The sequence below is a fragment of the Bartonella sp. CB10SXKL genome (genome assembly GCF_042195515.1).
Taxonomy (GTDB): Bacteria; Pseudomonadota; Alphaproteobacteria; order Rhizobiales; family Rhizobiaceae; genus Bartonella.
Map to the genome: position 1 here is coordinate 125,434 of NZ_JBHION010000001.1, position 20,056 is coordinate 145,489.

Consider the following 20,056-nt stretch of genomic DNA (forward strand, 5'->3'; position numbering starts at 1 on the left):
CATCTTTTTAAGATAGCTCCTCATAACACCTAAAGCCCGTATATTGCTTCAAGCAACATAAATAATAATAAACTGCAAGTCGCAACAAGCCTTGCTGCCTCGTATATAAGAACAGGCTTTTATTGCTACAAGAGAATAATGAGAGAAACATCTCTAAAATAAAAAATTTATTTTAAAATAGGCACTCTAATGACCCATAAATACCATATTTATGAGAGACTTGAGATCATAATATATTTTTCTTGCAATTCTCAACAAATATATCTTTCTATAAAAATTAAAAAAATAAAAGAGCGATTGCACTCTCGCTCTTGATCTTCTCATCATTGATAAAATCATACTCCCGTAAAAGCTTTTTAAAAGGCGAATAATTTATATCACGAATATTATAAATTTTTCTTGGACTAAAATAATCATCATATCTAATACTCACATCTGTAAAGGTATTATCCATCGATCTCCTTTCAAAAATTCTCCTTCTAACGGTCTCATTGTTTGCGGTTATTTGAAATCTATGCTTTAAACTCACCTAAAGCGTTTTTTCTTAACTATATAATTTTGAACTTTGAAAATATATAAAAATGCCTCTGTATAAACGCTTTAAAATGCCAAGAGCTGTCATAATATTAAAATTGGTAAAGTGGTTGATGATTGTTCTATATTATATTTATTAAGCAAAATAGCAGTGCATCATAGATTTTATACCATTTACAAATATTATTTATGAGATGAACACGGAAGCGTTGAGAGGTGTGTTGTCGTTGTAAACCTTACTGCCTTCCTTTAAAATCAAATAATTCTATGATTTTTATTCTCATATTCAAATCAATTTCATTTTAGTATTTCTTTCTTTTATTTTAAATAAAAGCTCTGCTAAAATAAAAAAATATTCAAAGTGTGAATCTTATAAAGGAGGGTAAATCAATGATGACATCTATTATTAAGAAAATAACAAATCTCATCTTTAAGAATATAATCCATACACAATATCCATACAAAAAGGTTATCATAAATATCGTGTGTGCTCTTCTCTTTGCTGGTATAACCCTGCCAGCAGGTGCTCAGCAATATAAACTTGGCGACATAGAAATTCTCAATCCTTGGACACGAGAAACACCTAAAGGTATAAGAGTTGGTAGCGGTTATCTCTACATTATTAATCACAGTAATACCCCAGACCGTTTGGTTTCTATTTCCACAAACGGAGTAAAAACAACAGAGATACACTCTATGGCTGTCGTTAATGATATTATGAAAATGGAAAAAATGCACAATGGCATTGAAATTCCGGGAAATGGAGAAATCACGCTTAAGCCTGGCGGTGATCATATTATGTTTATGGGGCTTTCAAAACCATTCAAGTTAGGTGATAAAATTAGCGCAAAATTGACATTTGAGAAAGCAGGAACCATTGATGTTGATTTCTCTGTAAACGCTATGAAAGTACCATCACCTTCTAAATCCTCTCTTGTTCACTAAGCTCCTTTTATATAAATACACAATAAATACACACTTTATAAAATGAAGGAGCGTGAATTTTTTTACGCTCCTTTATTTTTTGTTTAATGCCATCAGTAAAAAATTATCCTCTTTGATGAATTAACTATGGTCAATTTCAGGAATACGTAAAACTTGTCCAGGATAAATTTTATCGGGAGATTTTAGCATTGGCTTATTGGCTTCAAAAATAAATGTGTTTTTATTACCTTGCCCTTTTCCATAAACCTCTTCAGCAATTTTCCAAAGATTATCACCAGATTTAACCTCATAAAAGCGAGAAGTTTTTCTAGGCGTTGTATCTATAACCTTTAATTGATCAACATCTACAGAAGAGATACCTTGTGAATTGCCAACAACCAGCAGTGCTTTTTCAAGTGTTTCCCTGTCTGGAACTTCACCGCTTAAAATAGCTTTACCGTCTTCAACTTGAATATTGACTTTTTCTGTACCGAGTTGAAAATCATCAAATGCTCTTTTAAAATCCTTTTCTTTTGGTTCATGGTCCCCAATACCTAACTTTTCCCCTACAGTTTTAATAAAATTAAAAAATCCCATTACGACCTCCTTTCGTGTAGCAGAAACAAATTTTTGTGCATATATTGCCACATTCTTTTCTTTGCTCTTAAAACACATAGGCAGATTTTCTAAACTTCAACAATCAAAACTACATCTGTTCAATTATGAGACAAATACAATAATAAACTTTGTAATAAACCTTGATAAAAAAAGCCTTTATGAAAATTTTCTCTCAAATGAAGGGATCTTAATAGACATAGAAACATTATAAATTATGAAAGCAAAACAAGATTTTACAGTAATGACAAAAGGTTTTTTACTTTGCTACAATTTGTATCATATTTGTTTTGCAAAAAAAATATGAACTCCCATATAAATAAGTGTGGGTAATTTGCTACCACAGCAATAGAAAGGTCTAAGAAACCATGAAAGATACACCAACAATCACACAAACGATTGTACTTGTTGATGATGATCGCAATATTTTGACATCTTTATCTTTTGCGCTTGAGACAGAAGGATATCGGGTTGAAAGCTATACAGATGGAGCATCTGCACTCAAGGGTCTCACACTTCACCCTCCACACTTAGCTATTTTTGATATTAAAATGCCCCGAATGGATGGGATGGAACTTTTGCGTCGTTTGCGTCAAAAATCTGATCTTCCAGTTATTTTTCTCACCTCTAAAGATGATGAAATTGATGAATTATTTGGTCTCAAAATGGGAGCTGATGATTTTATTACTAAACCTTTCTCCCAACGTCTTCTTATTGAACGCGTGAAAGCTATTTTGCGCCGTTCTAATGCACGTAACCAACCGCTTTCTACAGGAACTTCTTCCACCTCTTCTCTCAAACGTGGAGATCTTGTGATGGATCAAGAACGCCATACCTGTACATGGAAAGATAAACCTGTTATTTTAACCGTTACGGAATTTTTGATTCTGCAAACCTTAGCACAAAGACCAGGAGTTGTAAAAAGTCGTGATGCTTTAATGGATGCTGCCTATAGTGATCAAGTCTACGTAGATGATCGCACCATTGATAGTCACATTAAACGTCTGCGTAAAAAGTTTAAACAAGTGGATGATGATTTTGCAATGATTGAAACACTTTATGGTGTAGGTTATCGTTTCCACGAGGTATAAAACTACTTTGTCGCAAAAATTTGAACGGCAATCAAATCGATGACAGACAATTCTCAACTGGAAACTTTACAAAAAACAACCGTTAATGGTACATCCTCAACGCCATTTCTTATGTTTTCTCGTTTGCATCTTCGAATACAACGTCTCTTTAGACAATTGCTTTTTTCCAGCCTTACACGTCGCATTGTTATATTAAACATTGCTGCCCTTGCCGTTTTAGTTACAGGCATTTTATACCTTAACCAATTTCGCGATGGTTTAATTGAAGCAAAAATTAAAAGTTTATGTACCCAAGGAAAAATTATTGCTGGGGCTATTGCTGCTTCTGCAACAGTAGATACAAATTCTATCCTCATTGATCCCCAAAAACTCTTAGAGTTACAGACTGGTGAAAGCGTTACACCAGCCCCTCAATCAACCGATTCTTGGGATTTTCCTATTAACCCTGAGCAAGTTGCCCCTCTTTTACGGCGTCTCATCACACCTAAAACGACAAGAGCACGTATCTATGATCGTGATGCTACTCTCCTTCTTGATTCGCGCGTTCTTTATTCTAGTGGAGAAGTTTTTAGTTATGATTTACCCCCACTTAAAACAGAACAAAACATGTGGGATCGCCTTACTTCATGGTATTCAAGCGCATTTTATGGTAAAGGTATTGCTCTTGACAGAGAACAAACAAAAACCAGTGGTATTGCTTATCCAGAAGTGTACCGCGCATTAAACGGATCTCTTGCTACGGCAAAAAGACGCAACAGACAAGGGCAATTAATTGTTTCTGTTGCCGTTCCTGTTCAACGCTATCGCGCAGTGGTTGGAGCTCTTCTTCTTTCAACCACTGGTTCCGATATTGATAACATTGTAAAAGGCGAAAGACTGGTTATCTTTAAAGTTTTTGCCGTTGTAGGTAGCGTACTTTTGGTTCTTTCTCTCTTTTTGGCCCATACGATTGCCCATCCATTAAGTAAATTATCTGCCTCGGCTAATCGAGTGCGTAATGGCAATAATCAGCGTGTAGAAATTCCTGATTTTTCAATGCGTGAAGATGAAATTGGTCACCTTTCAACTTCTATTCGTGATATGACCAATGCCCTTTATATGCGTATTGAAGCCATTGAACGCTTTGCTGCTGATGTAAGCCACGAATTAAAAAATCCTCTCACCTCTCTACGCAGTGCTGTTGAAACGCTCCCTCTGGCTAAAAATGAAGAAGCACAAGAGAAATTGCTTGAAATTATTCAACATGATGTGCGCCGCCTTGATCGGTTGATTACAGATATTTCTGATGCATCACGGCTCGATGCAGAGCTTGCACGAGAAACCGCAGAGATTGTTGATATGACACCGCTTTTGGAAAGTCTTGTTCATGCTGTTCAGGAAGTGTATCGTAATACGCAAACCATTGATATAAGCCTTAATATTGTCCCACGTCCTCATGGAAAAGCCTATCTTGTATTGGGACACGAACTCCGTTTAGGACAAGTGATTTCAAATCTTCTTGAAAATGCGCGTTCTTTTATTCCTCGGAATCGTGGCAAAATTTGCATTACTATGAAAAGTCATGCTTCAACCCTTATTTTAACCATTGAAGATAATGGCCCAGGTATTCGTTCAGAAAATATTGAACGCATTTTTGAACGTTTTTATACAGATCGACCAAATGAAGATGCTTTTGGGCAAAACTCTGGACTTGGCCTTTCTATTAGTCGGCAAATCATCGAAGCTCATAATGGGACAATTACAGCCGAAAATATTATTGATCCTACACTTGGGAAGTGTAAAACTGGTGCACGTTTTACTATTATGCTTCCGCTTGCTAAATAAATCTTTTATCCAAAGTAAAAGACATGAAAACAAAATGTGAAATACTCCACGCAAATTGCCTTCAACTAGGCGGCAAGGGGCTGTTAATTATAGGTCCATCGGGATCAGGAAAATCAACCCTCACCCTTTCTTTGCTTGACCGCGCTGAGTGGTCAAAACGTGAAGCGAAGCTTATCAGTGATGATTATACAATGTTGCGTGCGGAAAATGGAAAGCTTCACGGATACACTCCCGATAATTTAGAGGGCGGCATCGAGATTCGTGGCGTTGGTCTTTATATGATAGAATTTGAAAAGCACACAATTATCGATTGTGTTATTTTTCTCGGTCCGGAATATGAACGTTTTTCCACAAATAAAACTTTTCAATTTGAAAATTTGCACATTCCTCTTTTAAAACTTCCCTCTCTTCGTGAAGCCGATTGTACCGCCATTTGTCAAGCTATTGAAGCATTTTTGTTTAAAAAAATATGGCAAAAATCTGTCTAATTTTTTTCTAAAGATAAAAAAATCACAATTTTTGCCTTTTTTTTGCAAATTTTTCTTGGCAGCAAGATAAAGCCTTGTACAATGTCTTTCCCACCAATATGGTTGGGTCTTATTAGTTAACAGGAGTTTGCGTAAATGATTGGACTCGTGCTTGTAACGCACGGTGAGCTGGCTGTCGAATTTTTACATGCCGTGGAACATGTTGTTGGAGTACAAGAAAAGTTCGCAACAATATGCGTTTATCCCGATGACGATATAGATCAGCGCCGAGGTGATATTATAGCCGCAGTAACCGATACAGATACGGATCATGGCGTCATCATATTAACAGATGTGTTCGGTGGAACACCATCAAATATAGCTATTCCTGCTATTGAAAAAGGACGCGTTGAAATGATTGCGGGTGTTAATTTGCCCATGCTTATTAAACTGATTTCTATTCGCAAATGTCCGGATATTTCATTATCAGACGCGTTAAGAATAGCACAAGAAGCAGGGCGTAAATATATTAATGTACCAAGTATGATTAGCGGATAATAAAATACCAATGTTTTCCAAAGATACCCTCCCGTGTATAAGTCGTCATTTCAATATCTGTAATAAACGTGGGTTACATGCACGTGCTTCTGCAAAATTTGTACAAACTGTTGACAATTTTAATGTTACTGTTGAAGTTGAAAAAGATGGAAAAATTGTTGGCGGATCATCAATTATGGGACTTATGATGCTAGCGGCTTCATCCGGTTGCAACCTCACCATTCGTGTTTCAGGACCAGAAGCAACAGATGCTCTTAATGCTCTTGAAAAGCTCATCAATAACAACTTTGGAGAGGAAAACTAGTGCTTTTTCATCATAAACAAGGATGATAATTCTTAGAAAATAGGAACTTTCCATCATTATTTTGAAATTTAATTTCTCTTCCCGCTTTTATACCAATATTCATATCCATTATGGATTGGTATAATTATCATAAATGTAAAAGCTTATAGTAATTTTGTTATGCTGGTTTTTTTCTTCCTTTCCTAACATTATTTGACCAATTTGAATAGTTTTGCGTATTATGGCTATTCCCCGACTTAATCATATAATTAAATCTTTACAGAAAAGAGAACTCTTCACCTTGTATTAGAATATGCTTTATTTTAGGCTAAAGATAAATGTCAAAATAATTTCGCACATCAACAATCTATCAACTTTTCTTATTTTCTGCTAACTTTGTAGCCTTTATAATACACAAGTAATCTTCCATTGCACATCATTGTGATACAGATCATGAAAATGCAATTCTTATCAATGTCATAACCATTTTCTTAAAACGAATAAGCTTTGTACGCTCATAATTATAGTAAGCATTTTTTAGACATTCTTTTTCTATACTATTGCCTTGTTTTATGTGGTACGTGCCCCGCCCTTATTATCTATATTGCGCTTGGGATAGCATCTTTCATTATAAGGAGATAATATCATGGGTCGTCTATTTAGTGCTCTCCAGATTCCTCAACAAACAACAAAAGCCCTCGTATCATTGCAAAATGGCTTACCAAAAGCGCAATGGATCAACCCGCAAAATTTTCATGTCACCTTATCTTTTTTTGGCGAAGTTGAAAGTTCTACAGCAGATGAAATTATGCATACCTTTAACACTATAGAACTTCCTTCTTTTACGCTACAGATAAAGGGTTTTGAAGTTTTTGGTTCAGAAAATGCTCCCCATTCTCTTGTGGTTCGCATTGAACCTTGTGCAAAGCTTACTCTTTTACATGAAAAGATGCAATATATTCGGAATAAATTAGAGTTAAAGCCTGATGAAAGACTGTTTATTCCGCATATCACTCTTGCACGAATATTTGATATTAATCTTAAAGATCTTTCTTCTTATCTATCTTTTCAAAATGATTTTTTTGTCCCTCCTTTTGAAGTTGATCATTTTGTTTTATTGTTATCGGCCTCTCCCTTAAATAAGGCTCCCTATATTGTAAAAGGAAATTGGCCACTTCAAAAATAAAAGGGTGTTTGTCACACCCTTTAAAAACTCTTTGAGAAAAGACCCTATATATATGAAACTGCAGGGAATACTGCATTTTACGATAGAGGTTTGTTATTGATGTATTTTAAGTCGAATCAGCTTCAACAGAAGCTTCTTTTGCTCCTCCTTTAGCTACACCCACTATAGCTGGACGTAACACCCTTTCCCCGATAATATAACCTGCCTGAACCACTTGTTGAACAGTATTATCTGGAACATCAGCATTGGGAATTTCAAACATCGCTTGATGAAAGTGAGGATCAAATTTTTGCCCCTCTGGATGAATTTTTTGCACCCCATGACGTTCTAATGCTGCCATCATGGCACGTTCAGTCATTTCAACGCCTTCTGCCAATGATTTCAAACCAGCATCACTCTCCCGTGCACCTTCTGGAATAGCTTCCAAAGCACGATTGAGATTGTCAGAAACCGATAACATATCCCGTGCAAAATTAGCAATGGAATAAGCCTTTGCATCCGCCACATCTCGCATAGTACGGCGTCGAAGATTTTCCATATCTGCAACAAGACGTAAAAGCTGATCTTTCAGTTCTTTATTTTCATCCTGCAAAGACGCTAAAAGATCACTAACCTCATTGCTTTCTGTTTCAATGACTTCGTGTTCCTCTGTTTTATGTGTTTTTAAAAATTCATCGGCTGCCTGTTTAAGTGTATTACGATCAGCTGGATTTTTTAAATCACAATTTTCAAATGAAGCGTCAGTAAATTTGTTTTTTTCATCAGACATAAAAATTTTATTCCTTCATAAGATTCGTTATTCTCGATATCGAAATTCTACAGACAAAAATCAAGGGGTAGCGATGTATATAATACAATGAGCTTTTATAGTACAAATACTTACTTGCATCGTTTTAACGCAATAACTGTGACACAAGTTGAGCTGTATAATCAACCATGGGCACAATCCTTGCATAATTAAGCCGTGTAGGACCAATAACACCTAAAGCACCAATGACTCTTTGTTGTGAATCTCGATAAGGTGCTACAACTAAAGAAGAACCAGAAAGAGAAAATAACTTATTTTCTGAACCAATAAAAATTCTAACCCCAGAACCTTCATCCGTTAAATCGAGAAGCTGTGCCATACTCTCGCGCGTTTCAAGATCATCAAACAAATGGCGTAACCGTTCTAAATCTTCTTCTGCTTTTACATCTTCAAGTAAATTGCTACGCCCGCGAACAATGAGGTGTATTTTATGATCAGCATCTTCTCCTCCCCAAAGAGCTAATCCCGTTTCAACAAGATGATGTGATAAATCATCAAGTGCGGCCCTTGTTTCTGCGCATAAGCGGGCAATTTCCCCTTTAGCTTCACTCAATGTACGCCCTTGAATATGAGCATTGAGAAAATTCGTTGCTTCCGTCAATTGTGCATGGGTAACCCCTTCTGGTAAATGAACAATACGATTTTCAACTTCACCTTGTTGAGTCACCAAAACGGCAAGAGCGTGCTCCCTATCAAGGCGCACAAATTCAATATGTTTCAATGTTCCTTCTTGTTTTGTTGCTAAAACAAGCCCTGCCCCACGTGAAAGATCTGAAAGAACTCGGCTTGCTTGAACAAGAAAATGTTCAACCGATTGTGCATGACCAGCCTCTTTGACTTGCATTTCAATATTTTCTCGCTCTTCGTTTGGCAAATCACCCGCTTCCATAAATGCATCAACAAAAAAGCGTAAACCTGATTGTGTCGGCATTCGACCCGCAGAAACATGTGGTGCATAAATCAAACCGAGATGTTCAAGGTCACTCATCACATTGCGAATCGTCGCAGGCGATAATGTCTGTTGTAAAAGCCGCGAAAGATTACGTGACCCTACAGGTTCACCATCATTAAGATAAGCTTCAACAATATGGCGAAAAATATCACGCGAACGTTCATCAAGATATTTTAGTTCATTATCAATAGTTTTGTGCTTCATCACAATTGTTTCACTACTTTTAAAATCCTCATCTCTTATATAAGTTTTGTCAAGGTTTGGTCAAATAGTCTAAGTAGTATAAAAATATATTATCCTATTGAGCTGTAAAATGCTACCTTTCAGAGTGATGCTTGATAAATTACGCAGGAAATATTTTTTGTTAGAGTGTGTGAGAAATATTTAAGATAAGAGTTGATCTGTAAAGTGGTCTGCTGTAGGGACTTATCAAGAGAATCTAGATTGATTAAAAACCGCTGTAGATAGAAAATTTCACCCTTTAGAGCAAGCAGGAAATTGGAAATTTACCATAAAAATGCTATATAAATAAAGAGATGTCTTTCATATCTTTGCAAGGTTATCTTCATACAAGATAAAAAATTTTATTGGAATAAAATATCATTAAACGTGTAAAATAATCATATCATGTAAAATGTGTGTGTATGAGCATTAAAGTCGGTTTTTAGCACAAAAATAATTCCCCTTTCATTTTTGGAGAAATCTATATGAGAAGCATAGCAGATAAAAAACTTGTCATTGCTACACATAACACCAGAAAATTGCATGAAATCACTACTTTAATTACGCCTTTCGGTTTAATAATACAATCGGCAAAAGAACTGGGCTTGCCAGAACCAAAAGAAACGGGAAAAACATTTGAAGAAAATGCTTATATTAAAGCTTTTTCAGCAGCAAAAAAAACAGGACTTCCTGCCCTATCTGATGATTCAGGCTTAGAGGTAGATGCATTGGAGGGTGCGCCAGGCGTTTATACCGCTGATTGGGCAATTCAAGCCGATGGTACACGTAATTTTCCAAAAGCTATGAAAAAAATAGAAAATGAACTCCAAAAAGTCGGAGCACGAGAAAAAAGTCAACGGAAATGCCGTTTTATATCCGTCATTTGCATTGCATGGCCTGATGCTCATGCAGATTACTTCCGTGGATGCGTTGAAGGAACGTTCATTTGGCCTCCACGGGGAGATAAAGGCTTTGGTTTTGATCCTATTTTTTTACCCGATGGATGTGAAAATACCTTTGGAGAAATGTCAACAGAGCAAAAACACAACTGGAAACGTAATGATATTCCCCCTCTTTCACATCGCGCACGTGCTTTCAAACTTTTGGCAGAAAACCTTTTAGCATTCTCATGAATGAACCTTTTGGCATTTACATTCATTGGCCCTTTTGTGCAGCTAAATGTCCTTATTGTGACTTTAATTCGCATGTTCGCATCCATGGTGTTGATCAACCACGTTTTGTCACCGCCTTTAAGCGCGAAATAGAAACGCAATACCACAAAATAGGCCCACGCCATATTACAAGTATTTTTATTGGTGGAGGAACCCCTTCCCTTATGGAGCCGCAAACTGTCGATGCCCTATTGCAAGCACTTGCAAAAAAATGGGTAGTCGATGATAAAGTTGAAATTACATTAGAAGCTAATCCATCCAGTGTGGAAGCAGAGCGCTTTCGTGGATACCGTGCGGCAGGTGTTAATCGCTTATCTCTAGGGATACAAGCGCTCAATGATAAAGCATTGCGCAAACTTGGCCGACTCCATAATGTGGAACAAGCTCTTTGTGCCATTGCTTTAGCACGGCAAATTTTTCCACGTTTATCCTTTGATCTCATTTATGCCCGCCCCGAACAAACCCTTGAACAATGGAAATCTGAACTTGTACAAGCAATTGATTTAGCAGCGGACCATCTTTCTCTTTATCAATTGACGATCGAAGAAGGAACCGCCTTTAAACGGCTTCATGATGCAGGAAGACTTATCCTTCCCCCATCAGAGCTAGCAGCAGATCTGTATCATCTTACTCAAGAAATAACGGCACTACATGGACTTCCTGCCTATGAAATCTCAAACCATGCAATGCCCGGTGCCGAATCAGCACACAATCTTCTTTATTGGCGTTATCACCAATATGCAGGCTTTGGTCCAGGAGCACATGGACGTTTCATTGAGCACGCATCGAATCATTCCTCTTTCTGTTCAAAAACATTGTCATCACACCTTGAAAACCGCGAACGTTATGTCACAATAAATGAAAAGCATCCCGAACAGTGGCTTAATTTGGTAGAAACAACAGGACATGGCTGTATTGAAACGGAACATTTAACCACTGAACAACAGGCAAATGAAATGCTCCTTATGGGATTACGCCTTTGCGAAGGCTTAGAACTTATACGCTATGAAACCTTAAGCCCTAAACGTATCCCAATGGAAAAACTGATCGATTTACAACACCAAGAATTGATAGAAATGGTGGATAACCAACGCTTAAAAGCAACAACCAAAGGACGTATTGTTCTTGATCACATCATCAGCCAACTTGCAAATTAAAGTTTTTATAACAACATACTTATTTTAATCATAATTATCATTTTTCATAGCAAGGTGAGATTAGAATATTGTGAGCTTCTCTCATTTCAAAACTATTTATAGCAAGTTAGTTATCGCCATTTGCTTACACCTTAAAAATAGAGAAGCATGTGGATAAAAACTATAAAAAAGGAGTAAAAAGGCCTCTTATGAACACTCTTAAGTGCTAAAAGCTATTGCAATATTTTGAGCTAGAAAGTGTATGGTGCTCTAACTTTATTTTTCATAAACATAAAGATGGGGAGGCATTATAGATTTTATATTACAACATTCATAAGCACCGTAGTAGCACAAATGTGACAAACATTGAGAAAATTCCTCTAAAACAAATACGTGAATGCATAACACGATAATGTATTTTTTCTTTATGAAATCGTGGCACCATTAAAAGAACCATAGAAATAAGCATGAAACCATGCATCAATTTCTGATTATTTAAAAAGATCTTACTCTATTTACTTTTGAAAACCGTAAAGCCGAATAAAAAAGAAAGTAAAAAAGCACGCTGATTTTCACCTTTATACCTTTATATTTTTCCTCAATGAGATTGTATGTCTGTTTCAGAGATTATAAAAAATAGATATACGTAATACTTTTATCCTATTCTGGCATGTAAAAGCGGTTATCGCAAAAAGTACTGAACCAATATTTATTTGAGATACGCGGCTGTATGATTGGTATTGATTTATAGGTCACAGCAAAATCACGAGCTTTATTAAACAAATAATGCACTCAAATGGCAAATATACCCGATATGAATCGAGATTGCTTTGTTAGCGAGCGAAACGATGTTAATCCCATATGATCTTACTTGCATGCATAATGCTTATGAGTATCTGTACGCGTCCTTTAAGGTTATTTTATTAAAAAATTGAGAATAATACTAGGACAATCCTTGGCTCAAGAAGTCAACGTGCTGCTACAAAAAATTCTGTGTATCTTTATCATAACCAAGATTAAAGCTGATTAAATAACCTCACCTTCTATCTCGTAATGATTTTGCAACGGAAGTTCTTGGGGACAAAAAAAGCATGGCAAAATATATGAAATAAAACAAACTTAAAGCGCTTTTCCTATAGGCTTTATTCTAAGAGAGTCTAATTGGAACAAGAAGTACCTTTTATGAGAGTGCAGAAAACATATCAAAACATGAGCTGTGAATGAGCGCATTTATGTTGTACGAACTTTTGACAATAGCAGCATGTTTTTGTGTGTCTTTATGGCTTCAACCTGTCATCACACAATGATGATATAATATTCATTGTTTTCCATATATGATTGCGTGTGACTTCCTTTCTACACTTTAAAGAACGAATATTTTCAATCCAATATGGTCTAAACAGTTCTACTTCTTCCAGCAGGTCTCTCTTGGCTTTCCAATTATGTAATTCACTTAACTAAAGACTCTACAAGCAAGAATCCCAACTTAAGAATATTCATCACTTACTCTAAAACCACTTAATATATTAAGTCTTACGAGACTCATATCACCACACCTTAAATGTCAATATCTTATAGCTCAACAAGATAAAGGTATTTTTGAACCAAAAATCTTTTCTTTATGCAAAAAATTCAATAATAAAACGCTCATAAATAGTAGTAAGAGTTTCCACTGCATCAAGGGCCACACACTCATCTACCATATGCATGGTTTGCCCTGGTAAGCCAAACTCAACCACTGGGCAATAATCCTTAATAAATCGCGCATCTGAAGTACCACCAGAAGTGGAACATTCTGGTATATTCCCTGTTACACTTTTAATAGCATTGGATAAAGTTTGAATGAGTTTATCATTTTTGGTCAAAAAAACATCTCCTAAACTTGGAATCCATTCAAGCTGATAAGAGGGATATTGGTCACCATTGTTTTTTGATTGCACCAAAGCAAGACGCTTTTCAATTTCCTTCATCAGTGTTTCTTTTGTCCAAAGATCATTGTAGCGTATATTAAAATGAACTGTTGTCTGCGCTGGGATAACATTGACCGCTAAATTACCGGTATCAATGCTTGTTAGCTCTAGATTACTGGGTTGAAAATTCTCTGTCCCTTTATCTAAAGCAGTTTGTGTCAATGCTTGAATAAGCTTACTTGCCAAAGGCAAGGGATTAGCAGCCCGCTCTGGAAAAGCAACATGACCTTGGCGACCTTTCACGGTAATGATACCAGAAATCGATCCGCGGCGACCGATTTTGATGACATCCCCAACAGTCTTTACACTTGTTGGTTCCCCCACAAGAGCCGCAGTCCATTTTTCGCCTTTTTTTTCTGCCCATTTGAGAAGTTTGACGGTACCATTAACAGCAGGTCCCTCTTCATCACCGGTAATCAAAAAACTTACCATTCCTTTAATGGATCGTTTCTCAAGAACTCGCGCTAGCGCCGCAATAAAACAAGCGATTCCGCCCTTCATATCAACAGCACCCCGCCCATATAATTTCCCCTGATCTATGACAGCTTCAAAAGGTGAATAAGTCCAATCTTCCAATGCACCTGGTGGTACGACATCTGTATGACCCGCAAACATAAGATGGGGTCCTTCATTTCCCATTTTTGCATAAAGATTTTCAACATTATCTGTATTTTTATCCGTAAAAATAGGGCGCTCGACGTGAAATCCCATTTTTTTCAAAAATTGTTCCAAAGTTGATAAAGCCCCCGCTTCATGAGGTGTAACAGAAGGACAACGGATAAGTCTCTTTAGTAGCTGAAGTGGATCTGTAAGAACAGGCATAAGGTCCCTTCCCATTTTTTATAAGTCATCGGAACTTAAGGTTATTACGCTGAATTACAAAAAAGATAAAGAAAAAACATTGAAGACACTCAGCAAACCAAGCAGGGGAGAACAATCGTGCTGAGAGCTTCAATGGCTTCCTCATTATAAATGAGCAAGCACACACACAACAAAACACTCAACAAAAAGTTCCGTTAAATGTTGCCTTCATTTGAAAGTTTTTTACGCCTCTAAATTATATGAATCAAAATTAATTGCTTGCAATCTATGGGCATTTTCCTTCAACCAAGCACGGTACGTTTTACTATCAGGACATAGCTCTTCACAAAGAGCCCAAAATCTTGGTCCGTGATTCATTTCAACAAGATGAGCAACCTCATGAGCAACAACATATTCCACAACTTCTTTTGGTGCCATAACAAGGCGCCAAGAAAAAGAAAGACGCTTATCTATTGAACAAGATCCCCAACGACTTCTCGTATCTTTATAACAAATTGATTTGACTTTACGCTCTACTTTATGGGCATAATGTGCCACCAAAGGTGTTATAATAAGTGCTGCTTGTTTTTTCAAAACGTCAGCAATGCGTCTTGGGAGGTATTCTAATTGACCATAAACAATAATTTTAGGTCCTTGCTCCGCATCTGCTGTAAGGATTTCTGTTACCCCACGCCCTTCTCTATGCTTTATGGTATGGGAAACACCTAATAAAGGAATCATTGCCCCCTCTTTGAGATAAGCATTTTCATGAGAGATTTGTAAACGAGCAAGACGTGCCTCAATCCAAGATCGATGCTTTTCAATAAAACTTTGAATCGTACAGAGACTTATCGCTGGTGGTGTTGTTACACAAATCTCTTGACTGCTGGCATCAATACGTAAGGTAAGACGGCGTGCATACTTATTTTCCCGCACCCGTACAGGTACAGAGCGATCAGAAAAAATAAAATGCTGTTTAGAAATGCTCATATATTTTTATCTTCATCAATAAATGTACCCCTTATTTTGCATTAATCTGATTAATAAAAGATCTCAATACTGTTTCAAGGCAATCTAAATCTTGTGGACGAGAAAAGCGATGATCTGCATCACGAACAAGTGTCAACGTTACATCATGGAGAGGTAAATGATCAAGTAAAGTCAATGTATGCTGATAGGGAATATCTTCATCTTCCATCCCTTGTAGAATATGGACTGGACACCCAACATCAATGCATCCTTTCATAACACAATTTTCGCGCCCATCTTCAATTAATTTTTTTGTAAAGGGCATTGGCTCTGTATCATCAACAGCAGGTCGTTCAATATAGCCTTTTTCTTCCAAAATCTTCCATTCTTCTGGGCCTAATTTTGGTTCCACCAATGTTTGTGTAAAATCAGGCGCTGGAGCAATCAATATCATGCCAGCAAGCTTCTTATTTTTCTGTGCTAGCATCATAGCAAGCCTTAGTGCAATCCACCCACCCATAGAGGAACCAATCAAAATTTGTGGACCCTCACAATAGGTTTCAAAAGTCGCTAAACTTTCCTTAACCCAACGCGAAATTGTTCCTTGAAAAAAATCACCTTCAGATTCTCCATGTCCAGAATAATCAAAACGTAAACAAGACAAATCATTCTTCTGAGCAAACTGATCAACTAACGTTGCCTTACTTCCCAACATATCGGATTGATAGCCAGGAAGCCAAACCAAACCTGGAGATTGGCGCCCCTTGCGATAGCGTACTGCAAGTGTGGTGTTCTCAAACGAAAAAAACTGACAAGGAATATGTTGATCCATGATTCTTTATCCTCCATAAAACAATTTCTTTAAATTAAGAGAAAACTTTTATAATCTAAATCATTCCAAAAAGTAATAAATCAAATAATGAAAATAACACGAATTATAGTTGTTTTTAGGTGCATAATTGTATATTAAATTAACTGTAGTTGAATCAAAATTTAAGGAGCATAAACCATTCGTAAACCGTTTAAAATGACACCTACCCAAAAAGACGGACCACGTTCAAATAAGGATATTCGGGTACCTCATGTTCAGCTTATCAATGATGAGGGACAACATCAGGGAGTTGTTGCGATACAAGAAGCTCTTGCTATGGCTGCAGATGCGGGACTTGATTTGGTTGAGATTGTACCAAATGCAGAGCCACCCGTATGTAAAATCATCGATTTGGGAAAATTAAAATATCAAACCCAAAAAAAAGCTGCTGAAACACGTAAGAAGCAAAAAGTCATCGAAATCAAAGAGATTAAGATGCGCCCAAATGTTGATGTCCATGATTATGGAGTCAAGCTCAAGGCTGTTCATCGCTTTATTGATCATGGTGATAAAGTAAAGATTACTTTGCGTTTTCGTGGTCGTGAGATGGCTCACCAAGATCTTGGATTAAAGCTTCTTCAGCGTGTGAAAGAAGATACAAGTGAAATTGCCAAAATCGAATTGGAGCCAAAGCTTGAAGGCCGGCAAATGATGATGGTGATAGCACCTAAATAGTTTTGCATTGGAATAATATTCGCATGCAACTCATTAGCATGGGCGTATGGTATTTTTAGAAGCACCACATAGAGTTTTTGTGGTGCTTTTAAGGTTTTATAAATGTGTATAAAGCCTTTTAAGAGTTTAATAATGCTTGATCGATTTATAAGAAGAATTCGTTATTTTGCATATTAAATGAGAAAGCTCAAACATCGTAAGGCCTTCTTATTTCAAGCACTCTTATCATGCAATGCGGCGAAATTGTTTGCTTACACATCACAAATGGAGATGATACATAAAAAATTATTAAAAAAGCAGAAATGTTTTTTGTGAGCCATTTCAAGTGCCAAAGGCTATCACAATACGGAAATTGGTAAATACAATAGTGAAACTCGCCGGTATCTTTTATTGAAAACTAAAAATAATGATGAACAACGAATTTTCGTTATACCTTTTACAGAAACTTTGCACTACATTCTTCACTCTCGCCGTCGTGAAATTGATATGATGAGCCTTGAAAGAAAAGACTATTTTTGTAAAAAAGATTAAGGGGCTTTTTAATTAAGAGTGTTTCAATCTTGCATAAAATAATGAGAGAATATAGAAGCACTTCATGGCTAAAAAACAAATTTCCTCTTTCGACAAACATCTTATTATCCGCCTTTTACGAGAAAATTTTCGTAAACATATGCGTTGGTACAGTGCGGCTATCTTCTCAATGATCATCATTTCTTGTACCACAGCAACCAGTGCATGGATTATGCGGGATGTTGTTAATCAGATTATTGATGCACAAAATTTTCCTATGATTGTTTTGATTTCTAGCTTCATTGCTTTTATCTTTATTCTCAAAGGAGTTGCAACTTTTTTCCAAACTTACTTTCTAAACAAAGCAGGCAACAGTATCATTGCTGAACAACAGCGTAAAATTTTTGCACGACTTATGGAACAAGGAGTCTCTTTTTATCATAATAATACTTCATCTGATCTTCTTGTTCGTGTAACTCATAATGCAACAGCCGTACGTAATATAATTGATACTATTATCACAACTTTTGTACGTGATTTGCTTTCCGTTAGTGGTCTGTTGCTTGTCATGTTCATTCAAAACTTTGTGTTAATCTCCATTACTTTAATCGTAGGACCACTAGCTTTTTTAGGCGTTCGAATGGCTTTAAAACGCGTTCGCAGCTTGATGGAAAAAGAGCTCCTTTCACTTGGTGAAATTATCAAAATCGTACAGGAAACGGCTGTTGGTATTCGAATCATCAAGGCCTTTTCACTAGAAGAAGTCATGAAAAAACGGATGGACAAAGCCATTTGTGATGTTGAAAAACAAACAAACAGTATTGCAACACTCGAAGCTATTACCAATCCAATTATGGAAACACTCACGGGTGTTGCCATTGCAGGTATTATTTGTTTTTCCGGTTATCTTGCAACCCAACGCGCAGGTGTTCAAGGTGAATTTATGTCCTTTATTGTTGCTTTACTTTTAGCTTATGAACCCGCAAAAAGACTAGCAAATGTACGTGTTAAAATTGAATCTGGCTTGGTCAATATCCGTACGATGTTTGAAATACTCGATTGTCCCCTTACAGTTGTAGAACATAAAGAAGCTAAAGATCTGAATAAAACGCAAGGAACTATTCGTTTCGAACATGTTTCTTTTGCATACACTAATAACAAAATGATATTGAAAGACATCAACCTAGAAATAGAAGCCGGAAAAATGACAGCATTGGTGGGACCATCCGGTTCGGGAAAATCAACCCTTATCAACCTTATTATGCGCCTCTATGACCCCACAAAAGGACGCATATTGATTAATGATCAAGACATTCGCTACACAACATTTCGCTCTCTGAGAAACCTGATGGCCTATGTAGGACAGGATACTTTTCTCTTTCAAGGAACTGTTAAATATAATATCGGGCTTGGAAAAGAAGGGGCTAGTGATGACGAAATTATCGAAGCAGCAAAAGCAGCAAATGCTCATGACTTTATTATGAGTTTGCCAAATGGTTATGATACACAGATAGGTGATAATGGCTGTAATCTTTCAGGGGGGCAAAAACAACGACTCGCTATCGCTAGAGCAATGATTCACGATAGTGAAATTCTGATTCTTGATGAAGCAACAAGTGCGCTCGATTCACACACCGAAGCACAAATTAATGAAGCCATTCACCACCTTACTAAAGGACGCACAACGATCATTATTGCTCATCGCCTTTCAACGATTGCTCGTGCTCATAAAATTGTGGTCATACAAAATGGACAACTGATTGAACAAGGTACTCAAAAAGAATTGCTAGCAAAAGAAAATGGGTTTTATAAAAAACTTCATAATATCCAGTTCAAAAAACATACCTCCTAATTTCTAGATCCTTAAATAAGATTTGAAATAAAAAATGGATAGAAGGTAATGCTCCATTTATAAAAAAAGACTTGTTATCAAGAAAAAGCATTACTTCAATCAAGAATTGGTAAAGAATTTATGGTTTATTGAAAATAAAATTCTTGGATTTAGATGAAAACTTTACTCGTTGTTTTGTTGAATGCAAAAGATAAGATGTAATTTGCTTATTGCAAATTTTCTTTATATTTATGATGAATCAATCAAAAGCGCTTGTTGTACGTCATAAGAGATATTGGTATATGCATAAAAACTCTTAAGATAAGCAATAAAAATACCTCTACACTTTCAAGTGAAAAGATTGTCAGCAACATGAAAAGCTGGAAAATAGAATGATAATGCCGGCTTATAGCTTTAGCAAATACTTATACCTTTATTAATAACGGTAGTGTAGATTTTATACCATTCATAAGAGGTACTTTATACCATTTCACAAGCAATCTTATGAAATAGACTCAAGCGCACATTGAGAAATGTTCCTTTAAAACAAGTACATAAACTTGCAACACAATAATGTTATATTTTGGAGTATTCTGTTTGGGGAGCTATTCGTTATAAGAAAAGTGATCTCATTCAAGACACAATAAACAAAAATCT

At 36.4% G+C, this 20,056-nt stretch carries 18 protein-coding genes; 11 read left to right on the forward strand and 7 right to left on the reverse strand.

Annotated elements, in window-relative coordinates:
* Positions 1-277: 277 nt before the first annotated feature.
* Positions 278-454 (reverse strand): hypothetical protein, encoded by a 177-nt coding sequence (locus ACFIK3_RS00445; protein ID WP_273790232.1) that lies wholly within the window; start codon positions 452-454, stop codon positions 278-280.
* 470 nt (positions 455-924) lie between these two features.
* On the opposite strand from ACFIK3_RS00445, the gene ACFIK3_RS00450 reads away from it, so the two are divergent.
* Complete coding sequence (locus ACFIK3_RS00450) at positions 925-1,479, forward strand: copper chaperone PCu(A)C (protein WP_273790231.1); 555 nt, start codon at positions 925-927, stop codon at positions 1,477-1,479.
* 120 nt (positions 1,480-1,599) lie between these two features.
* Here the strand turns inward: ACFIK3_RS00450 and lysM are convergent, their stop codons facing one another.
* Positions 1,600-2,055 carry a peptidoglycan-binding protein LysM gene (lysM, locus tag ACFIK3_RS00455; protein WP_273790230.1) on the reverse strand — a complete coding sequence of 152 codons (456 nt, stop codon included), beginning with the start codon at positions 2,053-2,055 and terminating at the stop codon, positions 1,600-1,602.
* A gap of 386 nt (positions 2,056-2,441) precedes the next feature.
* Here lysM and ACFIK3_RS00460 point away from each other — a divergent pair, with 386 nt between their 5' ends.
* From ACFIK3_RS00460 to thpR, 6 genes are all read left to right on the forward strand, one after another.
* On the forward strand, positions 2,442-3,164 hold the full coding sequence (locus ACFIK3_RS00460; protein ID WP_005774392.1) for a response regulator transcription factor: 723 nt from the start codon (positions 2,442-2,444) through the stop codon (positions 3,162-3,164).
* A 39-nt stretch (positions 3,165-3,203) separates the two neighbouring features.
* Positions 3,204-4,988: a sensor histidine kinase gene (locus ACFIK3_RS00465; RefSeq protein ID WP_273790229.1), complete on the forward strand. Its 1,785-nt coding sequence runs from the start codon at positions 3,204-3,206 to the stop codon at positions 4,986-4,988.
* Between the two features lie 23 nt (positions 4,989-5,011).
* The gene (locus tag ACFIK3_RS00470) at positions 5,012-5,476 is read left to right on the forward strand and encodes an HPr kinase/phosphatase C-terminal domain-containing protein (RefSeq protein ID WP_273790228.1); all 465 of its coding nucleotides are present in this window, start codon (positions 5,012-5,014) and stop codon (positions 5,474-5,476) included.
* A gap of 135 nt (positions 5,477-5,611) precedes the next feature.
* Entirely contained in the window at positions 5,612-6,013 is a 402-nt protein-coding gene (locus ACFIK3_RS00475) for a PTS sugar transporter subunit IIA (protein ID WP_273790227.1), read from the forward strand.
* 10 nt (positions 6,014-6,023) lie between these two features.
* Positions 6,024-6,317 (forward strand): HPr family phosphocarrier protein, encoded by a 294-nt coding sequence (locus ACFIK3_RS00480; protein ID WP_012754483.1) that lies wholly within the window; start codon positions 6,024-6,026, stop codon positions 6,315-6,317.
* Between the two features lie 625 nt (positions 6,318-6,942).
* Positions 6,943-7,482, forward strand: a complete 540-nt coding sequence (gene thpR, locus ACFIK3_RS00485; RefSeq protein WP_273790226.1) for an RNA 2',3'-cyclic phosphodiesterase — start codon at positions 6,943-6,945, stop codon at positions 7,480-7,482.
* 106 nt (positions 7,483-7,588) lie between these two features.
* Here thpR and grpE read toward each other — a convergent pair whose 3' ends face one another.
* Together grpE and hrcA are read right to left on the reverse strand one after the other, a co-directional pair.
* Complete coding sequence (grpE, locus tag ACFIK3_RS00490) at positions 7,589-8,251, reverse strand: nucleotide exchange factor GrpE (RefSeq protein ID WP_273790225.1); 663 nt, start codon at positions 8,249-8,251, stop codon at positions 7,589-7,591.
* 124 nt (positions 8,252-8,375) lie between these two features.
* Positions 8,376-9,446: a heat-inducible transcriptional repressor HrcA gene (gene hrcA / locus ACFIK3_RS00495; protein ID WP_273790224.1), complete on the reverse strand. Its 1,071-nt coding sequence runs from the start codon at positions 9,444-9,446 to the stop codon at positions 8,376-8,378.
* 503 nt (positions 9,447-9,949) lie between these two features.
* Between hrcA and rdgB the strand changes: the two genes are divergently transcribed.
* Entirely contained in the window at positions 9,950-10,597 is a 648-nt protein-coding gene (gene rdgB / locus ACFIK3_RS00500; protein WP_375676086.1) for an RdgB/HAM1 family non-canonical purine NTP pyrophosphatase, read from the forward strand.
* On the forward strand, positions 10,594-11,793 hold the full coding sequence (gene hemW, locus ACFIK3_RS00505) for a radical SAM family heme chaperone HemW (RefSeq protein WP_375643001.1): 1,200 nt from the start codon (positions 10,594-10,596) through the stop codon (positions 11,791-11,793). The genes rdgB and hemW overlap by 4 nt, the downstream gene beginning before the upstream one ends.
* Before the next feature lie 1,598 nt (positions 11,794-13,391).
* Here the strand turns inward: hemW and dapE are convergent.
* From dapE to ACFIK3_RS00520, 3 genes are all read right to left on the reverse strand, one after another.
* On the reverse strand, positions 13,392-14,564 hold the full coding sequence (dapE, locus tag ACFIK3_RS00510) for a succinyl-diaminopimelate desuccinylase (RefSeq protein WP_375630577.1): 1,173 nt from the start codon (positions 14,562-14,564) through the stop codon (positions 13,392-13,394).
* A gap of 222 nt (positions 14,565-14,786) precedes the next feature.
* Positions 14,787-15,533, reverse strand: coding sequence for a M48 family metallopeptidase (locus ACFIK3_RS00515; protein ID WP_273790220.1), 747 nt, complete (start codon positions 15,531-15,533; stop codon positions 14,787-14,789).
* Positions 15,534-15,564: 31 nt separating this feature from the next.
* Positions 15,565-16,344 (reverse strand): alpha/beta hydrolase, encoded by a 780-nt coding sequence (locus ACFIK3_RS00520; RefSeq protein ID WP_375654279.1) that lies wholly within the window; start codon positions 16,342-16,344, stop codon positions 15,565-15,567.
* Between the two features lie 195 nt (positions 16,345-16,539).
* On the opposite strand from ACFIK3_RS00520, the gene infC reads away from it, so the two are divergent.
* Positions 16,540-17,058, forward strand: coding sequence for a translation initiation factor IF-3 (infC, locus tag ACFIK3_RS00525; RefSeq protein ID WP_273790218.1), 519 nt, complete (start codon positions 16,540-16,542; stop codon positions 17,056-17,058).
* A gap of 595 nt (positions 17,059-17,653) precedes the next feature.
* Entirely contained in the window at positions 17,654-19,420 is a 1,767-nt protein-coding gene (locus tag ACFIK3_RS00530) for an ABC transporter ATP-binding protein (RefSeq protein ID WP_273790216.1), read from the forward strand.
* Positions 19,421-20,056: the final 636 nt, after the last annotated feature.